18 protein-coding genes are annotated in these 16033 nt (G+C 70.1%); 4 read left to right on the forward strand and 14 right to left on the reverse strand.

Annotated features, from left to right (window positions below; all coding sequences use genetic code 11):
* The first annotated feature begins 173 nt into the window (after positions 1–173).
* Together AB0F44_RS12915 and AB0F44_RS12920 are read left to right on the forward strand one after the other, a co-directional pair.
* A complete protein-coding gene (locus tag AB0F44_RS12915; protein WP_350661348.1) occupies positions 174–431 on the forward strand; it encodes a CD225/dispanin family protein in 258 nt (85 codons plus the stop codon).
* Complete coding sequence (locus AB0F44_RS12920) at positions 428–844, forward strand: DUF2752 domain-containing protein (RefSeq protein WP_357355936.1); 417 nt, start codon at positions 428–430, stop codon at positions 842–844. Before AB0F44_RS12915 ends, AB0F44_RS12920 begins: the two co-directional genes overlap by 4 nt.
* On the opposite strand, the gene AB0F44_RS12925 is transcribed toward AB0F44_RS12920, so the two are convergent.
* Together AB0F44_RS12925 and AB0F44_RS12930 are read right to left on the reverse strand one after the other, a co-directional pair.
* Positions 845–2662 carry an ABC transporter ATP-binding protein gene (locus AB0F44_RS12925; protein ID WP_357355938.1) on the reverse strand — a complete coding sequence of 606 codons (1818 nt, stop codon included), beginning with the start codon at positions 2660–2662 and terminating at the stop codon, positions 845–847. It abuts the gene before it with no gap.
* Positions 2659–4443 (reverse strand): ABC transporter ATP-binding protein, encoded by a 1785-nt coding sequence (locus AB0F44_RS12930; RefSeq protein ID WP_357355940.1) that lies wholly within the window; start codon positions 4441–4443, stop codon positions 2659–2661. Before AB0F44_RS12930 ends, AB0F44_RS12925 begins: the two co-directional genes overlap by 4 nt.
* A gap of 88 nt (positions 4444–4531) precedes the next feature.
* Between AB0F44_RS12930 and AB0F44_RS12935 the strand changes: the two genes are divergently transcribed.
* Positions 4532–5155, forward strand: a complete 624-nt coding sequence (locus AB0F44_RS12935; RefSeq protein ID WP_357355942.1) for a TIGR03085 family metal-binding protein — start codon at positions 4532–4534, stop codon at positions 5153–5155.
* A 559-nt stretch (positions 5156–5714) separates the two neighbouring features.
* Positions 5715–7142, forward strand: coding sequence for a serine/threonine protein kinase (locus AB0F44_RS12940; protein ID WP_357355944.1), 1428 nt, complete (start codon positions 5715–5717; stop codon positions 7140–7142).
* 229 nt (positions 7143–7371) lie between these two features.
* Here the strand turns inward: AB0F44_RS12940 and hisF are convergent, their stop codons facing one another.
* The 12 genes from hisF to hisD all read right to left on the reverse strand — a co-directional run bounded on the left by hisF (position 7372) and on the right by hisD (position 15922).
* Positions 7372–8133 carry an imidazole glycerol phosphate synthase subunit HisF gene (gene hisF / locus AB0F44_RS12945; RefSeq protein ID WP_357355946.1) on the reverse strand — a complete coding sequence of 254 codons (762 nt, stop codon included), beginning with the start codon at positions 8131–8133 and terminating at the stop codon, positions 7372–7374.
* A complete protein-coding gene (gene priA, locus AB0F44_RS12950; protein WP_357355948.1) occupies positions 8130–8909 on the reverse strand; it encodes a bifunctional 1-(5-phosphoribosyl)-5-((5-phosphoribosylamino)methylideneamino)imidazole-4-carboxamide isomerase/phosphoribosylanthranilate isomerase PriA in 780 nt (259 codons plus the stop codon). Before priA ends, hisF begins: the two co-directional genes overlap by 4 nt.
* Positions 8910–8977: 68 nt before the next feature.
* Positions 8978–9697 (reverse strand): VOC family protein, encoded by a 720-nt coding sequence (locus tag AB0F44_RS12955; RefSeq protein WP_357355950.1) that lies wholly within the window; start codon positions 9695–9697, stop codon positions 8978–8980.
* A gap of 63 nt (positions 9698–9760) precedes the next feature.
* Positions 9761–10231, reverse strand: a complete 471-nt coding sequence (locus AB0F44_RS12960) for an SRPBCC family protein (protein WP_357355952.1) — start codon at positions 10229–10231, stop codon at positions 9761–9763.
* Positions 10228–10911 (reverse strand): isochorismatase family cysteine hydrolase, encoded by a 684-nt coding sequence (locus AB0F44_RS12965; protein WP_357355954.1) that lies wholly within the window; start codon positions 10909–10911, stop codon positions 10228–10230. Before AB0F44_RS12965 ends, AB0F44_RS12960 begins: the two co-directional genes overlap by 4 nt.
* Positions 10912–11412 (reverse strand): DinB family protein, encoded by a 501-nt coding sequence (locus AB0F44_RS12970; protein ID WP_357355956.1) that lies wholly within the window; start codon positions 11410–11412, stop codon positions 10912–10914. It abuts the gene before it with no gap.
* A 5-nt stretch (positions 11413–11417) separates the two neighbouring features.
* On the reverse strand, positions 11418–11849 hold the full coding sequence (locus AB0F44_RS12975; RefSeq protein WP_357355958.1) for a DUF1801 domain-containing protein: 432 nt from the start codon (positions 11847–11849) through the stop codon (positions 11418–11420).
* A gap of 9 nt (positions 11850–11858) precedes the next feature.
* Positions 11859–12191: a hypothetical protein gene (locus AB0F44_RS12980; protein WP_357355960.1), complete on the reverse strand. Its 333-nt coding sequence runs from the start codon at positions 12189–12191 to the stop codon at positions 11859–11861.
* Positions 12192–12836: an imidazole glycerol phosphate synthase subunit HisH gene (gene hisH, locus AB0F44_RS12985; protein WP_350661379.1), complete on the reverse strand. Its 645-nt coding sequence runs from the start codon at positions 12834–12836 to the stop codon at positions 12192–12194.
* A 79-nt stretch (positions 12837–12915) separates the two neighbouring features.
* The gene (gene hisB, locus AB0F44_RS12990; RefSeq protein WP_350661381.1) at positions 12916–13524 is read right to left on the reverse strand and encodes an imidazoleglycerol-phosphate dehydratase HisB; all 609 of its coding nucleotides are present in this window, start codon (positions 13522–13524) and stop codon (positions 12916–12918) included.
* The gene (locus AB0F44_RS12995) at positions 13521–14615 is read right to left on the reverse strand and encodes a histidinol-phosphate transaminase (RefSeq protein ID WP_357355963.1); all 1095 of its coding nucleotides are present in this window, start codon (positions 14613–14615) and stop codon (positions 13521–13523) included. Before AB0F44_RS12995 ends, hisB begins: the two co-directional genes overlap by 4 nt.
* Positions 14612–15922, reverse strand: coding sequence for a histidinol dehydrogenase (gene hisD, locus AB0F44_RS13000; RefSeq protein ID WP_357355965.1), 1311 nt, complete (start codon positions 15920–15922; stop codon positions 14612–14614). Before hisD ends, AB0F44_RS12995 begins: the two co-directional genes overlap by 4 nt.
* Positions 15923–16033: the final 111 nt, after the last annotated feature.

A 16033-nucleotide genomic window follows, 5' to 3' on the forward strand; every position in this document is an offset into this window, starting at 1 on the left:
AGCTCCAGTATCCCGCCGGGCAACAGTACGGACACAACCGGCATGTCGCGGCCCTTATCGGGCGCCCTTGAAGCCCCGTGCTGCCAGACTCTCCCGGTCATCGGGGCCGGTCTCGGTAAGGCCCTGTCAGCCGACTCTTCGAGTCGACTATTCAAACTGGAGAACACCGCACCATGGCTAACCCCACCCCGCAGCCGGCCCCGGCGAAGCAGACCGACACCAGCGCCCTCGTGATCGGCATCCTGGTCACGCTCTTCTGCTGCCTGCCCTTCGGCATCGTCTCGATCGTCAAGGCCGTCCAGGGTGACGCCGAGGGCGCCAAGAAGTGGGGCATCATCGGCGCCATCACCGGCGTCGTCGTGATCGTCCTCTACATCATCGCCTCGGTCGTCCTCGGCGTCGGCATGGCCGCCCAGTCGGGGACCATGTGACCACACCCTCACGGGTGCGCGCGGGGCTCGTCCCACTGGCCGTCGTGGCCGGCGGGGCGGGCCTCGCGGCCGTCTTCGCCACATCTCCCGGGCTCGTCGCCTACGTTCCGCCGTGCCCGATCCACGCTCTGACCGGCATCGACTGCCCCGGCTGCGGGATGACGCGCGGCACGATGTCGCTCCTGTCGGGTGACGTCGCCGGCGCGATCGGCCACAACGCGCTGATGTTCCTGCTCGGCGTGCCGCTGCTCGCGCTGCTCTGGTTCTTCTGGCTCCGCGGCCGCGTCGGCGGCCCTCCCGCTCCCGGATGGGCCCGCTCACGCACCGCGCTCTACGCCTGGCTGGCGCTGACCGTCGCCTTCACGGTCTTCCGCAACCTTCCCTGGGCTCCGTTCACCGTGCTGGCGGCCTGATCAGCTGCCCTGCTGGGCAACCCAGGAGGCGTGCAGGCGGGCGTACGTCGAGCCTGCCTGCGCCACCAGCTCGCTGTGCGGGCCACGCTGGGCGAGGTGTCCGGCGTCGACCACGATCACCTCGTCGGCCGCCTCGGCGGTGGAGAGCCGGTGGGCGATGGTGACCGCCGTGCGGCCGCTCATCAGGCGCTCCAGGGCCCGGTTGATCCGCATCTCCAGACGCGGGTCGACCGCAGAGGTGGCCTCGTCGAGGACGAGCAGGTCGGGATCGGCGAGCTGGGCCCGCAGGAGTGCCACGAGCTGCCGTTCGCCGGCCGAGAGCGACTCGCCGCGCTGCCCGACGTTGGTGCGGACGCCGTCGGGGAGACCGGCCAGCCAGTCCCCCAGGCCGAGCACCCGGGCGGCCTCCTCGATCTCCCCGTCGGTCGCGTCCAGCCGCCCGTAACGGACGTTGTCGGCAAGCGTCGAGTCGAAGAGGAAGCCCTCCTGCGGGACGAGCACGACGCTGGTGCGCAGCGAGGCGTTGCCGATCTCGCGTACGTCGACGCCGTCAAGACGCACCCGGCCGTCGGTCACGTCCATCACCCGGGTGAGCAGCTTCGCGATCGTCGACTTCCCCGAGCCGGTCTCGCCGACCACGGCGACGCGGCGGCCGGGCGCGATGTCGAAGGAGATGTCGTGGAGGACCGGACGACCACCGGGGTATGCGAAGGTGACCGCGTCGAACTCGATAGAGAGCGGTCCGCGGGGCAGGACCGCACCGGCCGCGCCCGGGTCGACCAGGTCGGCGGGCGTGTCCAGGATCCCGATCGTGCGCCGCCAGGAGGCGATCGCGTTCTGCGCGTCGGTGAGGATCTGCGTACCCATCTGGACCGGGCCCACGAACAGCGTCACCAGGAACGCGAAGGCCAGGATCTCGCCGACGCTCAGCTCCCCGCCGCTGCCCCGGTAGCCGAGCGCCAGCAGGACGCCGCCGACGATCACACCGGCGTTGGCGAGACCGCCGGAGAGACCGCCGAGGCTGAAGAAGACCGAGGTGTAGGCCTGCGCCTTGATCTGGGCGGCGCTGGTGGCGTCGATCTCGCGATCGATGCGCTCCTGGGTGCGGTCCTCGACCGCGTACGCCTTCACGACGGCTGCGCCGACGACCGGCTCGGAGACCGCGGAGAGCATCTTGGCGACCTGGCGGCGGGAGAGCGTGTAGGCCGCGGACAGCTTGCGCTGGAAGAACCGCAGGCTCAGGAAGAGCGGGCCGAAGCAGAGCCACACCAGGATCGCGAGCTGCCAGGAGTAGATCACCATCACGACGGTGGCGATCAGCATCTGCCCGATGCTGACGATGAAGAGCAGGCCGCCGAAGACGATGAACTGGCTGACCTGGTCGACGTCGCTGGTCACCCGCGAGACCAGCGCCCCGCGGTGTTCGGTCGACTGGGTGAGCATCGGCAGGTCGTGGACGTGACGGAAGGCTTTCGTACGCAGCGTCGCCAGGCCCCGCTCGGCGGCGGTGAAGAGCCGGCTGGTCATCTTGAACGACGCCCAGCCGGTGACGGCGATGGCGACCACCGCGATGAGGCCGGCGCGCAGGACGTACCCGAGGTCGGGGCCGTCGGGACCGCTCAGGCCGTTGTCGAGGGTCTGCTGGACGACGACAGGCACGACGACCTGGCCGACGCTCGCCAGCACGGCCAGCGCGAAGGTGCCACGGATGCCCTCGACCAGCTCCGGGGAGTGCTTGATGCCCCGGCGGATGGTCTCGATCGCGCCGAGCTCCTCGCCGCTGCCGACCCGGGTCTCGGGCTCGAGGGTGGCGGTCACTGGACGGTCTCCGGGGTCTCGTAGGCGTTCACCAGGCGGGCGTAGGACTCGTCGCGGGCGAGCAGCTCGGTGTGGGTGCCGCGGTCGCGGATGCGACCGTCCTCGAGGTGCACGACCTCGTCGGCGAGCGCGATGGTGGCCTTGCGGTAGGCGACCACGACGAGGCTGGTGTCGCCGGCACCGTCACGCAGTGCGGCGAGGATGCGCTGCTCGACCTCGGGGTCGACCGCCGAGGTCGCGTCGTCGAGGATCAGGAGTCGTGGGCGGCGTACGAGCGCTCGGGCCAGGGCGAGACGCTGGCGCTGCCCACCGGAGAGGCTCGCGCCGCGTTCGCCGAGGGTGGTGTCGAGGCCCTTGGGCAGCGCGGTGACGAAGCCGTCGGCCTGGGCCGCCTTGAGCGCGGACCAGACCTCGTCGTCGGTGAGGTCAGCACCGAGAGTGACGTTGCCGCGTACGGAGTCGTCGAAGACGAAGGCCGTCTGCGGCACCAGCGCCGCCACCCGGGCCCACTCCCCCGCGTCCAGGTCGCGCAGATCGGTGCCGTCGAGGGTGATCCGGCCAGCCTCCGGGTCGACCAACCGCGCGAGCAGCATGGTCAGGGTGCTCTTGCCGGCAGCCGTCTCGCCGACGATCGCGACCGTACGCCCCGGCTCGACCTCGAAGTCGACACCGTCGAGGAGCGTCGGGCCATCGGCGTACGCGTAGGAGATGCCGTCGACCCGGACGCGGGCACCGGTCGGCTCGCGGCTGGTCTTCGCGGTGCCGTAGGCCAGGCGTCCGGTCGCGTTCAGCACCTGCTGGACCCGCCGGTAGCCGACCACGCTGCGCGGGAACTCCCCGAGCAGCCATCCGAAGGAGCGGATCGGGAAGGCGACGATGGTGAGCAGGAAGCCGATCTGGACGACGTCACCGGGCGCGGCGGCACCACTGGAGACGCGGCCGACGCCGACGGCCAGGACGGCGAGGACGCCGATGTTTGGCAGCGCGGCCAGGATCGGGTCGAAGGCAGCGCGGAGCCGGCCGGCGTGGATGTTGACGTCGCGCAGCTCCTGGGCCTTGTCCTGGAAGCGGGTGGTCTCCTCCGCCTCGCGGCCGAGTGTCTTGACGACGAGGGCGCCGTCGAAGGACTCGTGGGCGATCCCGGAGAGCTCCGCGCGCAGCTGCTGGGCGCGGGTCATCAGTGGTGAGGAGAAGCGCTGGAAGACCAGGTTGGCGACGACGACCGCTGGAAACACGAGGATCGCGACCGAGGCCAGCACGACGTCGGTCCAGAACATCTGCCCGATCGCGATCACCATCATCGCGAGCGTCCCGACGGCCATCGGCAGCGGCGCGATCGGCGCCCAGGAAGCCTCGACGTCGGAGTTGGCGTTCGAGAGCAGCTGGCCGGTCGGGTGCCGGTGGTGCCAGGCGAGCGGGAGCGCGAGGTATTGGCGGGTGACCGCGCGGCGCGAATGCGCCTGCATGCGGTACTGCATCACCCCGGCGCCCAGCCGCCGCGCCACCACCCCGACCGCCCGCAGGATCGCCACACCGACGAAGAGGCCGATTACGGCCCACAGCCAGCCGGCGCCGATCTCGCCGTCGCGCAGCGCCGGCACCAGGACGTGGTCGGTGGACCAGCCCAGCACCCAGGCGTCGGCCACGGTCAGCGCGCCGAAGAGCGCGGAGCCGAGGGTCGAGAGGGTGAAGACCGCCCACTCGCGCCGGATGGCGACTCCAAGAACCTTGAACCCGTCGGTCGTCGTGGCCCGCTGGGGTATTTGATCCTCGTCGCTCATCTCGAGGTAAAGCCTAGGTCAGCACCGTTCCTGCGACGAATTTTTTTGAGACCGCCCGGTGCTGGGATGGCTCGATAAGGTGCAGGCCGTGGCCTCCTTCGCGCGCTCCGAGCGCATCGCCCTGTGCGACACCGCCGTCTCCCTCGGGCCGACGGCCCCCACGCTCTGCGAAGGCTGGGAGGTCAAGGACCTGCTGGTGCATCTGCTGGTACGCGAACGCCGCCCGTGGGCCGCGCCGGGCATGTTCCTGCCACCGCTCGCGCCCGTGCTGAGGATGGCGGAGGCTGCGTACGCAGCCCAGCCGCTCGAAGCTCTCGCCGCCCGCCTCCGCGACCCCAAGGGCACCCCGTTCGCGATCGGACCGATCGAGAAGGCGGTCAACACCGTGGAGTTCTTCGTCCACCACGAGGACCTCCGCCGCGCCCAGCCAGGATGGGAGCCGCGTACGCTCCCCGCCCCTGCCGAGCGAGACCTCTGGCGCACCCTGAAGCTGCTCGGCAAGGGCCTGGTCCGCTCCGCCGGCACCCCGCTCGTGATCAGCAACGGCACCGACACCGCCACCCTCCGCGCCGGCGAGGAGCCCGTCACCATCACCGGCCCGGTCGGCGAGCTGATGCTCTTCTGCTTCGGGCGCCATGAGGTGCGGGGCTTGTCCTTCGATGGTCCGGCGGAGCGGATCACCCAGTTGGAGAACGCCAGTCTCGGGTTCTGAGGCTGGCCCTGTTCGTTGGCTGGGGCCGCCGACCCTTTCGGGGTTGGGTGCGGATTCCTTTGGTTGCGTACGGGCTTGGGATCTCTAGCCGGCGACTCCAGGCGGAGGAGGCCCTCTCCCGTGCTTTTACAAGACGATGACACCTTGTGAACGCTTCACAAGCAGGGCCAGACGGGTAATCGAGACCTACGACGTCGACCAGGATGCGGTTTCGTGGTGAGCGAACGACCTCGCATCTGTGGATGGTAAGTGGACCGAAGGGGCCACCCTCATGCCCCAATCAACCCCAACCCGAAGCGCAACAATCTCTCCGCACCACACCCCGCCGCCGCCCCGATAGCCAGCCAGATCGTTTGTCGGTCCGGTCCGGAGTCCAGGACCGCGAAGCGGCCGGCGAAGCCGGAGGCAACGTTTGCGACGGCAGCGAAAGAAGAGACGCGCCGGTACGCCGTCTGGGTGCCGCTCCACGGAACGACCCGGTCCGGACGCCACGCCCGTAACCTCCCCACACCCCGGGACGTTGTGTCTCAGATAACCGAATCCCCCAGGAGGTCCCACGATGCGTCGTGCGGCAACAGTCATCGTCGCCATGCTCTTCGTCTTCTCACTCACCGCGGCCGCTCCAGCAATGAGCGCGAGCGCGACTCAAGAGCTTCGGGACGTGATGGTCGTGGGCAACAACTGGGACGGGACGGCTTCGATCGTCGATGCTCGCAGCTTCGAGGTGCTGCGCAAGGACATCGACCTGGTGCCGGACAAGGACGAGGAGATCGCCGCGATCCACCAGGATCCCGAGCGGCTGGCGATGTACTACCTCGTCCGCTACGGCCCCGGCGAAGGCAACGACCAGCTCGTGGACGACATGTTCACCACCCGGGACGGCAAGCTGCTGGCGGTCTCGCGCCCCAGCCTCGCCGACGTGGTCTGGATCGACATCGAGAAGGCGCTCGCGGGCTCGCCGGACTCCGTCGTGGTCGAGCAGCAGATGGACGGCCACCGCACCGACCACATGGGCCTCTCCCCCGACGGCACCAAGCTGCTGGTCTCGGACTCGACCTCGCGCTCGGTGCACGAGTACTGGATGGGTGGTGCGGGCGACCCGCGGACGGGTGAGCGGCTGCGTACGTTCGAGTCGGGCGAGACGCCCCACGAGAACAACTACTCCGAGGACGGCTCGCGCATCTTCCACGCCTCCATCGGCCGCGTCTACCTGCCCGGCGACCAGAAGGAGATCTCCCTCGACTCGCTGCCGCTGATCAACCTCGACCAGCTCGGCCTCGGCACCATCCCCGGCACCGACCTGGTTCCGCCGATCAAGATCGGCCCGATCCACGACGCGATCAAGGGCGACCGCTGGTTCGAGATCGTCGACGAGTCCAGCTTCGACGTCTCCCGGCGCTGGGAGATGGGGAAGGAGCTGGAGGAGGCCGGCTACCCCTCGATCTCCTCAGCCGTACGTCCCATGGCGGTCGCCCCCGGCGAGCGGTTCATCTACTTCCAGATGTCGTTCCTGCACGGCCTGGTCGAGTTCGACACCCAGGCGGCCGATATCGACGGGAAGGTCGGCTACTCGACCGGCTCCGTCGAGGAGCCCCGCACCGGCGCCGTCACCCGAGTCATCCAGCTCCCCAAGCGCACCCAGCTTCCGCGCGAGCTCTACGTCAACGACTCCGCCCACCACGGTCTCTCGATCGACTCCAAGGGCGAGACGCTGTGTGCGGCGGGCACGATGGACGACTACGTCGCGATGGTCGATCGCTCGAGCGGCGAGCACACCATCCTCGACGAGGAGACCACCGGCCACTACTACGGCAAGCCCTACTGGACCACCGAAGGCCTCGGCAACACCTGCTGGGCGTCGCTGTCCGACGCCGACGCGGTCGCTGTGATCGACTTCCGCACCGGCAAGGAGCTCGCCTACCTGGACGTCGGCAACCACCCCCAGCGCGTACGCCACGGGCAGATCCCGGATGCGCTGCTGAGCTAGTCGTCCGCGCGACGGCGCAGGTTCCCGCCATGGCGGGAATCTGCGCGGCGTGTCCGCGCAGGGCCGCGGCATTTCCCCGCCATGGCGGGAAAGTGCGCCAGGCCAGCCTGTCCCGGCGACGGGCTGTGCGATGGCCGCGCCGACGACCCGGGTGTGCGATAGCGCGCCGGGCTATCCAGGAAACGAAAGCAGAATCCCGCCATGGCGGGATTCTGCCGCAGGCGACCCGTCAGCGAACAGGCGCGCCGGCGCTGGAGAGCGCCTGCTTGACCTCGCCGATGCGCACCTTGCCGAAGTGGAAGATCGTCGCCGCGAGCACCGCGTCCGCGCCGGCATCCACCGCGGGCGGGAAGTGGTCGGCCTTGCCTGCTCCACCGGAGGCGATGACCGGGACGGTCACCTCGCTGCGTACGGCCTTGATCAGGTCGATGTCGAAGCCGTCCTCGGTGCCATCGGCGTCCATCGCGTTGAGCAGGATCTCGCCGGCACCGAGCTCGACGGCCTTCGCGGCCCATTCGATCGCATCCAGACCCGCTGACTTGCGGCCACCGTGCGTGGTGACCTCGAAACCGGAGTCGGTCGCCGGCGCCCGCCGGGCGTCGACGGAGAGTACGAGCACCTGGTTGCCGAACCGGTCGGCGATCTCGGCGATCAGCTCGGGGCGGTCGATGGCCGCGGTGTTGACGGCGATCTTGTCCGCGCCGGCCCGAAGCATCCGGTCCACGTCGTCGACGCTGCGGATCCCGCCGCCGACCGTTAGCGGGATGAAGACCTGCTCAGCGGTGCGGGTGACGATCTCGAGCGTCGTCGCCCGCCCCTCGTGGGAGGCAGAGATGTCGAGGAAGGTGAGCTCGTCGGCGCCTTCCTTGTCGTACGTCGCGGCCAGCTCCACCGGGTCGCCGGCGTCGCGCAGCTCCTTGAAGTTGATCCCCTTGACGACGCGACCGGCGTCGACGTCGAGACAGGGGATGACGCGTACGGCCAGGCTCATGACTGGTCTCCGCCTGGCCGAAGCGAAGCCCGAGGCGATCGGCTCTGCCGGCCGAGCGTGAGGTCGAGCGCCTCGGCGAGGTCCAGGGACCCGGTGTAGAGCGCGGTGCCGGCAATGGCACCCTCCACGCCGATCCCGACCAGGCCCATCAGCGCCTCGATGTCGTCGATGGTGGTCACTCCCCCGCTCGCCACGACCGGGCGATCGGTGGCCTCGCAGACCGCGCGCAGCAGGTCGAGGTTGGGACCCTGGAGCATGCCGTCCTTGTTGACGTCGGTGACGACATAGCGCGCGCAGCCCTCGGAGTCGAGGCGGGCGAGCGTCTCGTAGAGGTCGCCGCCGTCCTTGGTCCAGCCGCGCGCGGCGAGGGTTCGCCCGCGTACGTCCAGCCCCACCGCGACCCGGTCGCCGTAGGTCGCGATCGCCTGGCGGGTCCACTCCGGGTTCTCCAGCGCGGCGGTGCCGATGTTGACACGGCGGCAGCCGGTCGCCATCGCCGCCTCGAGCGACTCGTCGTCGCGGATCCCGCCGCTCATCTCGACCTTGATGTCGAGCTTCCCGACGATCCCGGCGAGGATCTCGCGGTTGTTGCCGTGGCCGAACGCGGCGTCGAGGTCGACCAGATGGATCCACTCGGCCCCGGTCTCCTGCCACCTCAGCGCGGCCTCGTAGGGATCGCCGAACCGCTTCTCCGACCCGTCCACGCCCTGGACCAGCTGCACCGCCTGCCCGCCCTTCACATCGACGGCCGGCAGGAGCTCGAGGTAGTCACCCATGGGGACGATCCTATGTTCTGTACGCCGCCACCCCTGCCCCGCCGTCCCGCTGCGAGACAGGTCCTCGCTCAGCGGGGCGCCAGCAGCTCGAACTCGTACGCATCCGGGTCGGTCATCCGCGCCCACCGCCCGTCACCGTACGTCTCGGCGACGACCGTGGCGCCGAGCCCGACGAGGCGGCGGATCTCGTCGGCAGGACCGGTGTCCTCGGGCGCGATCAGGTCGAAACGGAACCGGTCCCGCGGCCCGCGCGGTACCGGCGGCGGCCCACCCCAGGCGACCTTGGCGCTGCCCGACGGGGTCGCGACCGCGGTCTCCCCGTCCTCGTCCCAGACCAGCGGCCAGCCGAGCGCGGCGCTCCAGAAGATCCCGCTCTCCCGCGACCCGTCGGCGGCGACCTCGCCCAGGAACCCGGTCCCCGCCAGCCAACTGTTGCCGGCCGGGATCACGCACAGTTCGTTGCCCTCCGGGTCGCCGAGCACGATGTGGTCCTCGTCCGGCCGCTGCCCCACGTCGACGTGGCTGGCACCGAGGCCGATCAGCCGGTCGACGGTCCGCTGCTGGTCGTCGGCCAGGCTGCTGGTCAGATGGAGATGGTGCGGGTTCGGCAGCGTCTTCGGCGCGTCAGTGGGCAGGAACCGGATCCGGAGGTCGTCCTCCGCGCGTGGCAGCAGCCTGATCTCCTCGCCGCTGGTCTCGGTCTCCCGGCCGAGCACCGCTGCCCAGAACTCCGCGACCCGCTCCGGGTCGATGGCGTCGATGCAGATCCCGAACCGCCGAGGTGTCATGTCCGGCAACCTAGGTCGCGCGGGGTTTCGTGCGCAATCGGTTTCGGAGCCGCGCCGACGGAATCAGTCCGTGCCTGCTGGGTGCGCGGCCACGGCCGCCAGCTTGGCCAGCCCCTTCTCCATGTCGGGCGCGATCGCCTTCTCCATCGAGTAGAACTTGGTCATCAGTCCCATCACACCGCTCACCAACCCGGCGTGGGTCCACCTCAGCTGCGTGCCGTCGGCGACGGTGGCGAGATCGAAACTCACCGTGCTCCGGCTCTTGAACGGCTTCAGGAACTCCAGCGCGACCTCGATGTGCTCCGGCGTCGACTCGGTGATCTCCATCGCGCCGGCGCCTGCGCGCTTGTTGCCCGACCAGGCGTAGCGCGCGCCGACACCGGATTCGGCTCCCGAGTAGGTGCGCGACATGTCCGGGTCGAGCTCCTCCCACGGCGACCAGGCGGGCCACTCGTGGAAGTCGTCGAGCAGGGCGTGAGCGCGCCCGATGTCGCAAGGAAGGACCGCGGACCTGGAGACCTCGTAGTCGGTCATGTCACGACCGTACATCCGGCGGCGACGAGCGCGAGGACATCGTCGGTGCTGCGTACGTCGCCGAAGGTGCGATAGATGGTCGTCAGCGTCGCGTTGTGGGACTCGTCGTCGCGACCTGCCGTCGCGTCGGCGACCAGGATCGTGCGATACCCCAGCGTTGCCGCATCGCGGGCCGTACCGGCGACGCAGACCTCGGTGAGCGTGCCGGTGACGATGACGGTCTCGATGCCTCGCTCCCGAAGTTGGTCGTCGAGCGTCGAGCTGCCTGGGAAGAGCGCGCTGGTCGCGGTCTTCTCGACGAGGATGTCGCCATCGTGTGCCTCCAGCCCCGGCCCGAGCCGCCCCTCGACTGGCCCGGTCCCGCCGCTGCGCCGGAACATCTCGGCCACCTCCTCCCCGCGGAACTCCCGCGCCCACTGCGTTGAGCCCGAGTCGCCCGGCACTATCCACGCGACGGCGCCACCGGCCTCACGGAGCGCCTCAGCGAGCAGACGTACGTTCGGGGTGATCGCGAAGCACGTCGCGTTCCCCTCGTAGAAGAACGGGACGAGATCGACGACGAGCAGCGCGGTCCTGGCCGGGTCGAGGCTCTGGTACGCATAGCGCCTGCCGCGGCGAGCCTCCTGGCGTACGTACTCACGCTCGGGGATCGCCCAGCTGTGCACCTTCGGCACCGGCACTCAGGCGCTCTCGCGGTTGACGCCGACCGAGCCGTCGATGGTCTCGCGGAGGATGTCGGCGTGGCCGGCATGACGGGTGGCGTCGCAGAGGCGGGCGGCCATGATGTTGAAGAGCATGACGTCCTCGTCCCACCACGGTACGTAGCCGGGAGCGTCGATCGGGAGCGCCTCGATGGTGGTGTCCACGTGGGACCAGACGCGGCGATAGAGGTCGACGATGTCGGCCCGGGTCTCGTGCTCCGTCGCCCGGTGGGTGGCGCCCCACCATCCGGCGGTGTCCCACGGCGGGAGGTCGACCGGTGGCGTACGGCCGAAGACCTCGCCGAAGTAGCGGGCGTCGGAGAGGGCGTTGTGCTTGACGAGTCCGAGCAGGTTGGTGCCTGTCGGTGTGATCGGCCGGCGGACGTCAGGCTCGGAGAGCCCCTCGAGCTTCCACACCAGCGCCTCCCGGGCGCCACGGAGCTTGTCGTGCAGGTGAGCCTTCGCAAAGTCCTCGATCACGACGCTCATCCCTCCGCGGCGCGCTTGCCGTAGGTGCCGCCGGTCAGGGTGGCGTACGAGCGTCGGACGATCTCTTCGAGTACGTCCAGGTCGACCGCGGCGACGTCCTTGAGATAGAGGCAGCCGACGCCGGTGGTGTGGGGGCCGAGGCGGGCGAGGAGGTCTTCGTGGGCCGAGATGCCGTCGTTGAGGTAGACGACCGAGGCGGCCTTGCGGGGCGAGAAGCCCGCGGCCGGAGCATCGCCCTCGGTGCCGCTGGCGTACTTGTAGTGATACTCGCCGAACCCCACGATCGCGGACCCGAACATCCGTGGCTCCGCCCCGGTGGCGCGCCGCATCAGCTCCAGCAGCGTGGCCGCGTCCCGCCGACGCCCCGGAGGCTCGACAGCCTCGATGAAGCTCACCGGGTCCGCGGAGGTCCAGGTCGTCTTGGCCATCTGGCCACTTTAGCGGCGGAACAGCAGCGTGTAGACCACAGGCGCGACCAGCACCGACGCGATGGCTGAGAAGACCACCGTGCCGACGTCCTCGGTGACGAGGTAGACGAGCGCGTTGAGGAGGAGCAGGACGACGATCAGGATCCGTACGTTGCGCCGCCGGCGCTCCGCGAGCGCACTGACCGGCCGGGACCGGCGAGCCGGAACCCATCCGGTCAACCGCTCCTTCCGGGCGCGACGTTCGGCGGACCTGGCCGCGCGGGCGGCCCGCTCCTCGGCAGCCTCGGCGGCCTGCCGCTCGCGCTCGGCGCGGGCCTTCGCCCGGGCTCCGGTCTGAGCCACCTACGCCGCCTTCAAGGAAAGCACCCAGTTGCGCAGGACCGCAGCGCCGGCGTCGCCCGACTTCTCCGGGTGGAACTGGGTGGCGCTCAGCGGGCCGTTCTCGACAGCGGCCACGAACCGGTCGCCACCGTGCTCTGCCCAAGTGACCAGCGGCGCGACGGTGCGGTCGTTGGTGACCAGGGTCCAGTCGCGCACGCCGTAGGAGTGCACGAAGTAGAACCGCTCCTTCTCGACGCCCGCGAACAGGGACGTCCCGGACGGCACGTCGAGCGTGTTCCAGCCCATGTGGGGCACGATCGGCGCCTGGATTCGCTCGACGACGCCGGGCCACTCGCCACAGCCCTCGGTCTCGACACCGTGCTCGATGCCGGTCTCGAAGAGGATCTGCATGCCGACGCAGATCCCCATGACCGGACGCCCGCCGGCGAGCCGCCGGGCGATGATCCGCTCGCCGCGGATCGCGCGCAGGCCCTTCATGCAGGCCTCGAAGGCACCCACACCCGGCACCAGCAGCCCGTCGGCCGCCATCGCGGCGTCCAGGTCACCGGTCAGCTCGACCGAGGCACCGGCGCGCTCGACTGCGCGGACGGCGGAGCGTACGTTTCCGGAGCCGTAGTCGAGCACCACCACCGACGGAGCACTCACAGCACCACGTCCGTGACGCAAGCGCCAGAATACGAACGCGGCGCTGTAGGTACTCGATTGTTCACTCGCTGACGCTCGCTCACAGTGCGCCCTTCGTCGACGGGATCCCGGTCTCGCGCGGGTCGTAGGCGATCGCGTCGCGGAACGCCCGCGCGAACGCTTTGAACTGCGTCTCCACGATGTGGTGCGGCTCGCGCCCGGCGAGCACGTTGACGTGCATCGTCAGGTGGGCGTGGTGGGCGATGGAGTCGAAGATGTGCTGGGTCAGGGAGCCGAGGTAGGGCACCCCGGAGCCGCCGAGCAGCACGTACTGCTGGCCCTCCGGCTCGCCGGTGTGGACCGAGTAGGGCCGCCCGGAGACATCGACGACGCAGCGCACGAGCGCCTCGTCGAGCGGGACGGTCGCGTCGCCGTAGCGACGGATGCCCTTCTTGTCACCGAGCGCCTGGCGCAGCGCCTGGCCGAGGACGATCGCGGTGTCCTCGACGGTGTGGTGGGCGTCAATGTGCACGTCGCCCTCGGAGTGGACGGTCAGGTCGACGAGCGAGTGCCGCCCGAAGGCGGTCAGCATGTGGTCGTAGAACCCGACGCCCGTCGAGACGTCCACCCGTCCGGTGCCGTCGAGGTTCACCTCGACGACGACCTTCGACTCCGAGGTCTCCCGCTCGATCCGGGCGATCCTGCTCATGCTCGTGCTCCGTTCACATCGGTCAAAGCTTGCTTGAAAGCGTCCATCTCCTGTGGGGTGCCCACCGAGACCCGCAGCCATCCTTCGGGCCCGGTCTCGCGGATCAGCACTCCGCGGTCGAGCAGCCCCTGCCAGACCGCGTGCCGGTCGGCGTAGCGCCCGAAGAGGACGAAGTTGGCGTCCGAGTCGGCGACCTCGAGCCCCTGCTCACGCAGCCACTCCACCAGCGTGTCCCGCTCCTCGCGAAGATCGGCCACGTAGCCCAGCAGCTCCGGCGCGTGTCGCAGGGCAGCGCTCGCCGCCGCCTGAGTGACCGCGGAGAGGTGGTAGGGCAGGCGTACGACGCGGATCGCGTCACAGATCGACGGGTCGGCCGCCAGGTAGCCGAGCCGTAGCCCGGCTCCGGCGAACGCCTTCGACATCGTGCGGGTGACCACCAGGTTGCGGTGCTCGGAGAGGAGCTCCAGCGCCGAGGGCACCCCGGTCCGCCGGAACTCGCCGTAGGCCTCGTCGACCACGACGATGCCGCCGTCTCCGACCGCCTCGCACAGCACGGTGACCGCCTCCGGTGGCAGCGCGGTGCCGGTGGGGTTGTTGGGGCTCGGGAGGAGCACCACGTGCGGCCGGGTCTCCTCGACCAGCGCGCGGGCCTTCTCCAGATCGATCGCGAAGTCACTCTCGCGGTGTCCGACGACCCACTCGGTGTTGGTGTCGCGGGCGTACTCCGGATACATCGAGTACGTCGGCGCGAAGCTGATCGCGGTGCGCCCCGGACCACCGAAGGCCTGCAGCAGCTGCAGCATCACCTCGTTGGACCCGTTGGCCGCCCACACCTGCTCCGGCGTGATCTGCGCCTCCACATCCGAGGAGAGGTACGCAGCCAGCCCCTCCCGCAGCGCGACGAACTCGCGGTCCGGGTAGCGGTTGAGCGTGCGCGCCGCCTCGCCGACACTGGCCGCGATGTCGGCGACCGTCTCCGCGGAGGGCTGGTAGGGGTTCTCGTTGACGTTGAGCTGGACCGGGACGTCCAGCTGCGGAGCGCCGTAGGGCTCGATCCCGGCGAGCTCGGCACGGATCGGCGGCCAGGTCATGAGGAGAACCTCACCGACACCGCTGCGCCGTGGCCCGGCAGGTCCTCGGCCTCGGCGAGCGTGACCACGTGGTCCTTGACCGCGGCCAGTCCCTCACGGGAGTAGTCCACGACGTGGATCGACTTGGTGAAGGCTCGCACGGAGAGCCCCGAGGAGTGGCAGGCGCAGCCGCCGGTGGGCAGCACGTGGTTGGACCCGGCGCAGTAGTCACCCAGCGACACCGGAGCGTAGGAGCCGACGAAGATCGCGCCGGCGTTGCGGATCCGGCCGGCGACCCGGGCGGCGTCGGCGGTGTGGATCTCGAGGTGCTCGGCGGCGTACGCGTTCACGACGTCGACGCCCTGGTCGATGTCGTCGACGAGCACGATGCCCGACTGCGCGCCGGTCAGCGACGTACGGATCCTCTCGACGTGCTTGGTCGCGGCGACCTGCTTGTCGAGCTCGGCCTCCACGTCGGCGGCAAGCGTCTCGGAGTCGGTGACCAGCACCGAGGCGGCCAGCGGGTCGTGCTCGGCCTGCGAGATCAGGTCGGCGGCGACGTAGGCGGCCTCGGCGGTCTCGTCGGCGAGGATCGCGATCTCGGTCGGGCCGGCTTCGGAGTCGATCCCGACCTGCCCCTTGAGCAGGCGCTTCGCGGTGACGACGTAGATGTTGCCGGGACCGGTGACCATGTCGACGCGCTCACAAGGATCGACCCCGTAGGCGAACATCGCGATCGCCTGAGCGCCTCCGACGGCGTAGACCTCGTCGACACCCAGCAGCGCGCACGCGGCCAGGATCGTCGGCTGCGGAAGCCCTCCGAACTCCTTCTGCGGCGGCGAGGCCAGCGCGATCGACGGCACCCCGGCGACCTGCGCCGGGACGACGTTCATCAGCACCGAGGAGACCAACGGAGCCAGACCACCAGGCACGTAGAGCCCCACGCGCCCCACCGGCACCTTGCGGTGCGTCACCCGAGCGCCGGGCGCCAGGTCGGTGACCGCGTCCTCCTCGAGCTCGGCCGCACAGGTCGTACGCAGCCGCGCGATCGACTCCTCGAGACCGGCCCGGATCGCCGGGTCCAGCTCGTCGAGGGCCTTGGTCAGCGCCGCGGCCGGAACCCGGATGTCCTCGACGCGCACGCCGTCGAACTTCTCGGAGAACTCGGCGATCGCCTCCTGGCCTCGCTCGCGGACGGCGTCGATGATCGGCTGCACCGCATGAGTGGCCGCCTCGATGTCGAACTCGGCGCGCGGAACGGCGGCGCGGTAGTCGATGGTCGAAGCGGAGCCTCTGTCGGCACCCCTCAGGTCGATGCGGCGGATCATGCCTCAAGTCTACGAGTGGACGGGCTCCGGAGCCGATCTGCCGACGCCACGTGGACGCTGCGCGACACGCCGCAGAGAGACGCATACGGCGCCCTGATCCGGGTACTCGGA

The organism is Nocardioides sp. NPDC023903, assembly GCF_040639295.1.
GTDB lineage: Bacteria > Actinomycetota > Actinomycetes > Propionibacteriales > Nocardioidaceae > Nocardioides.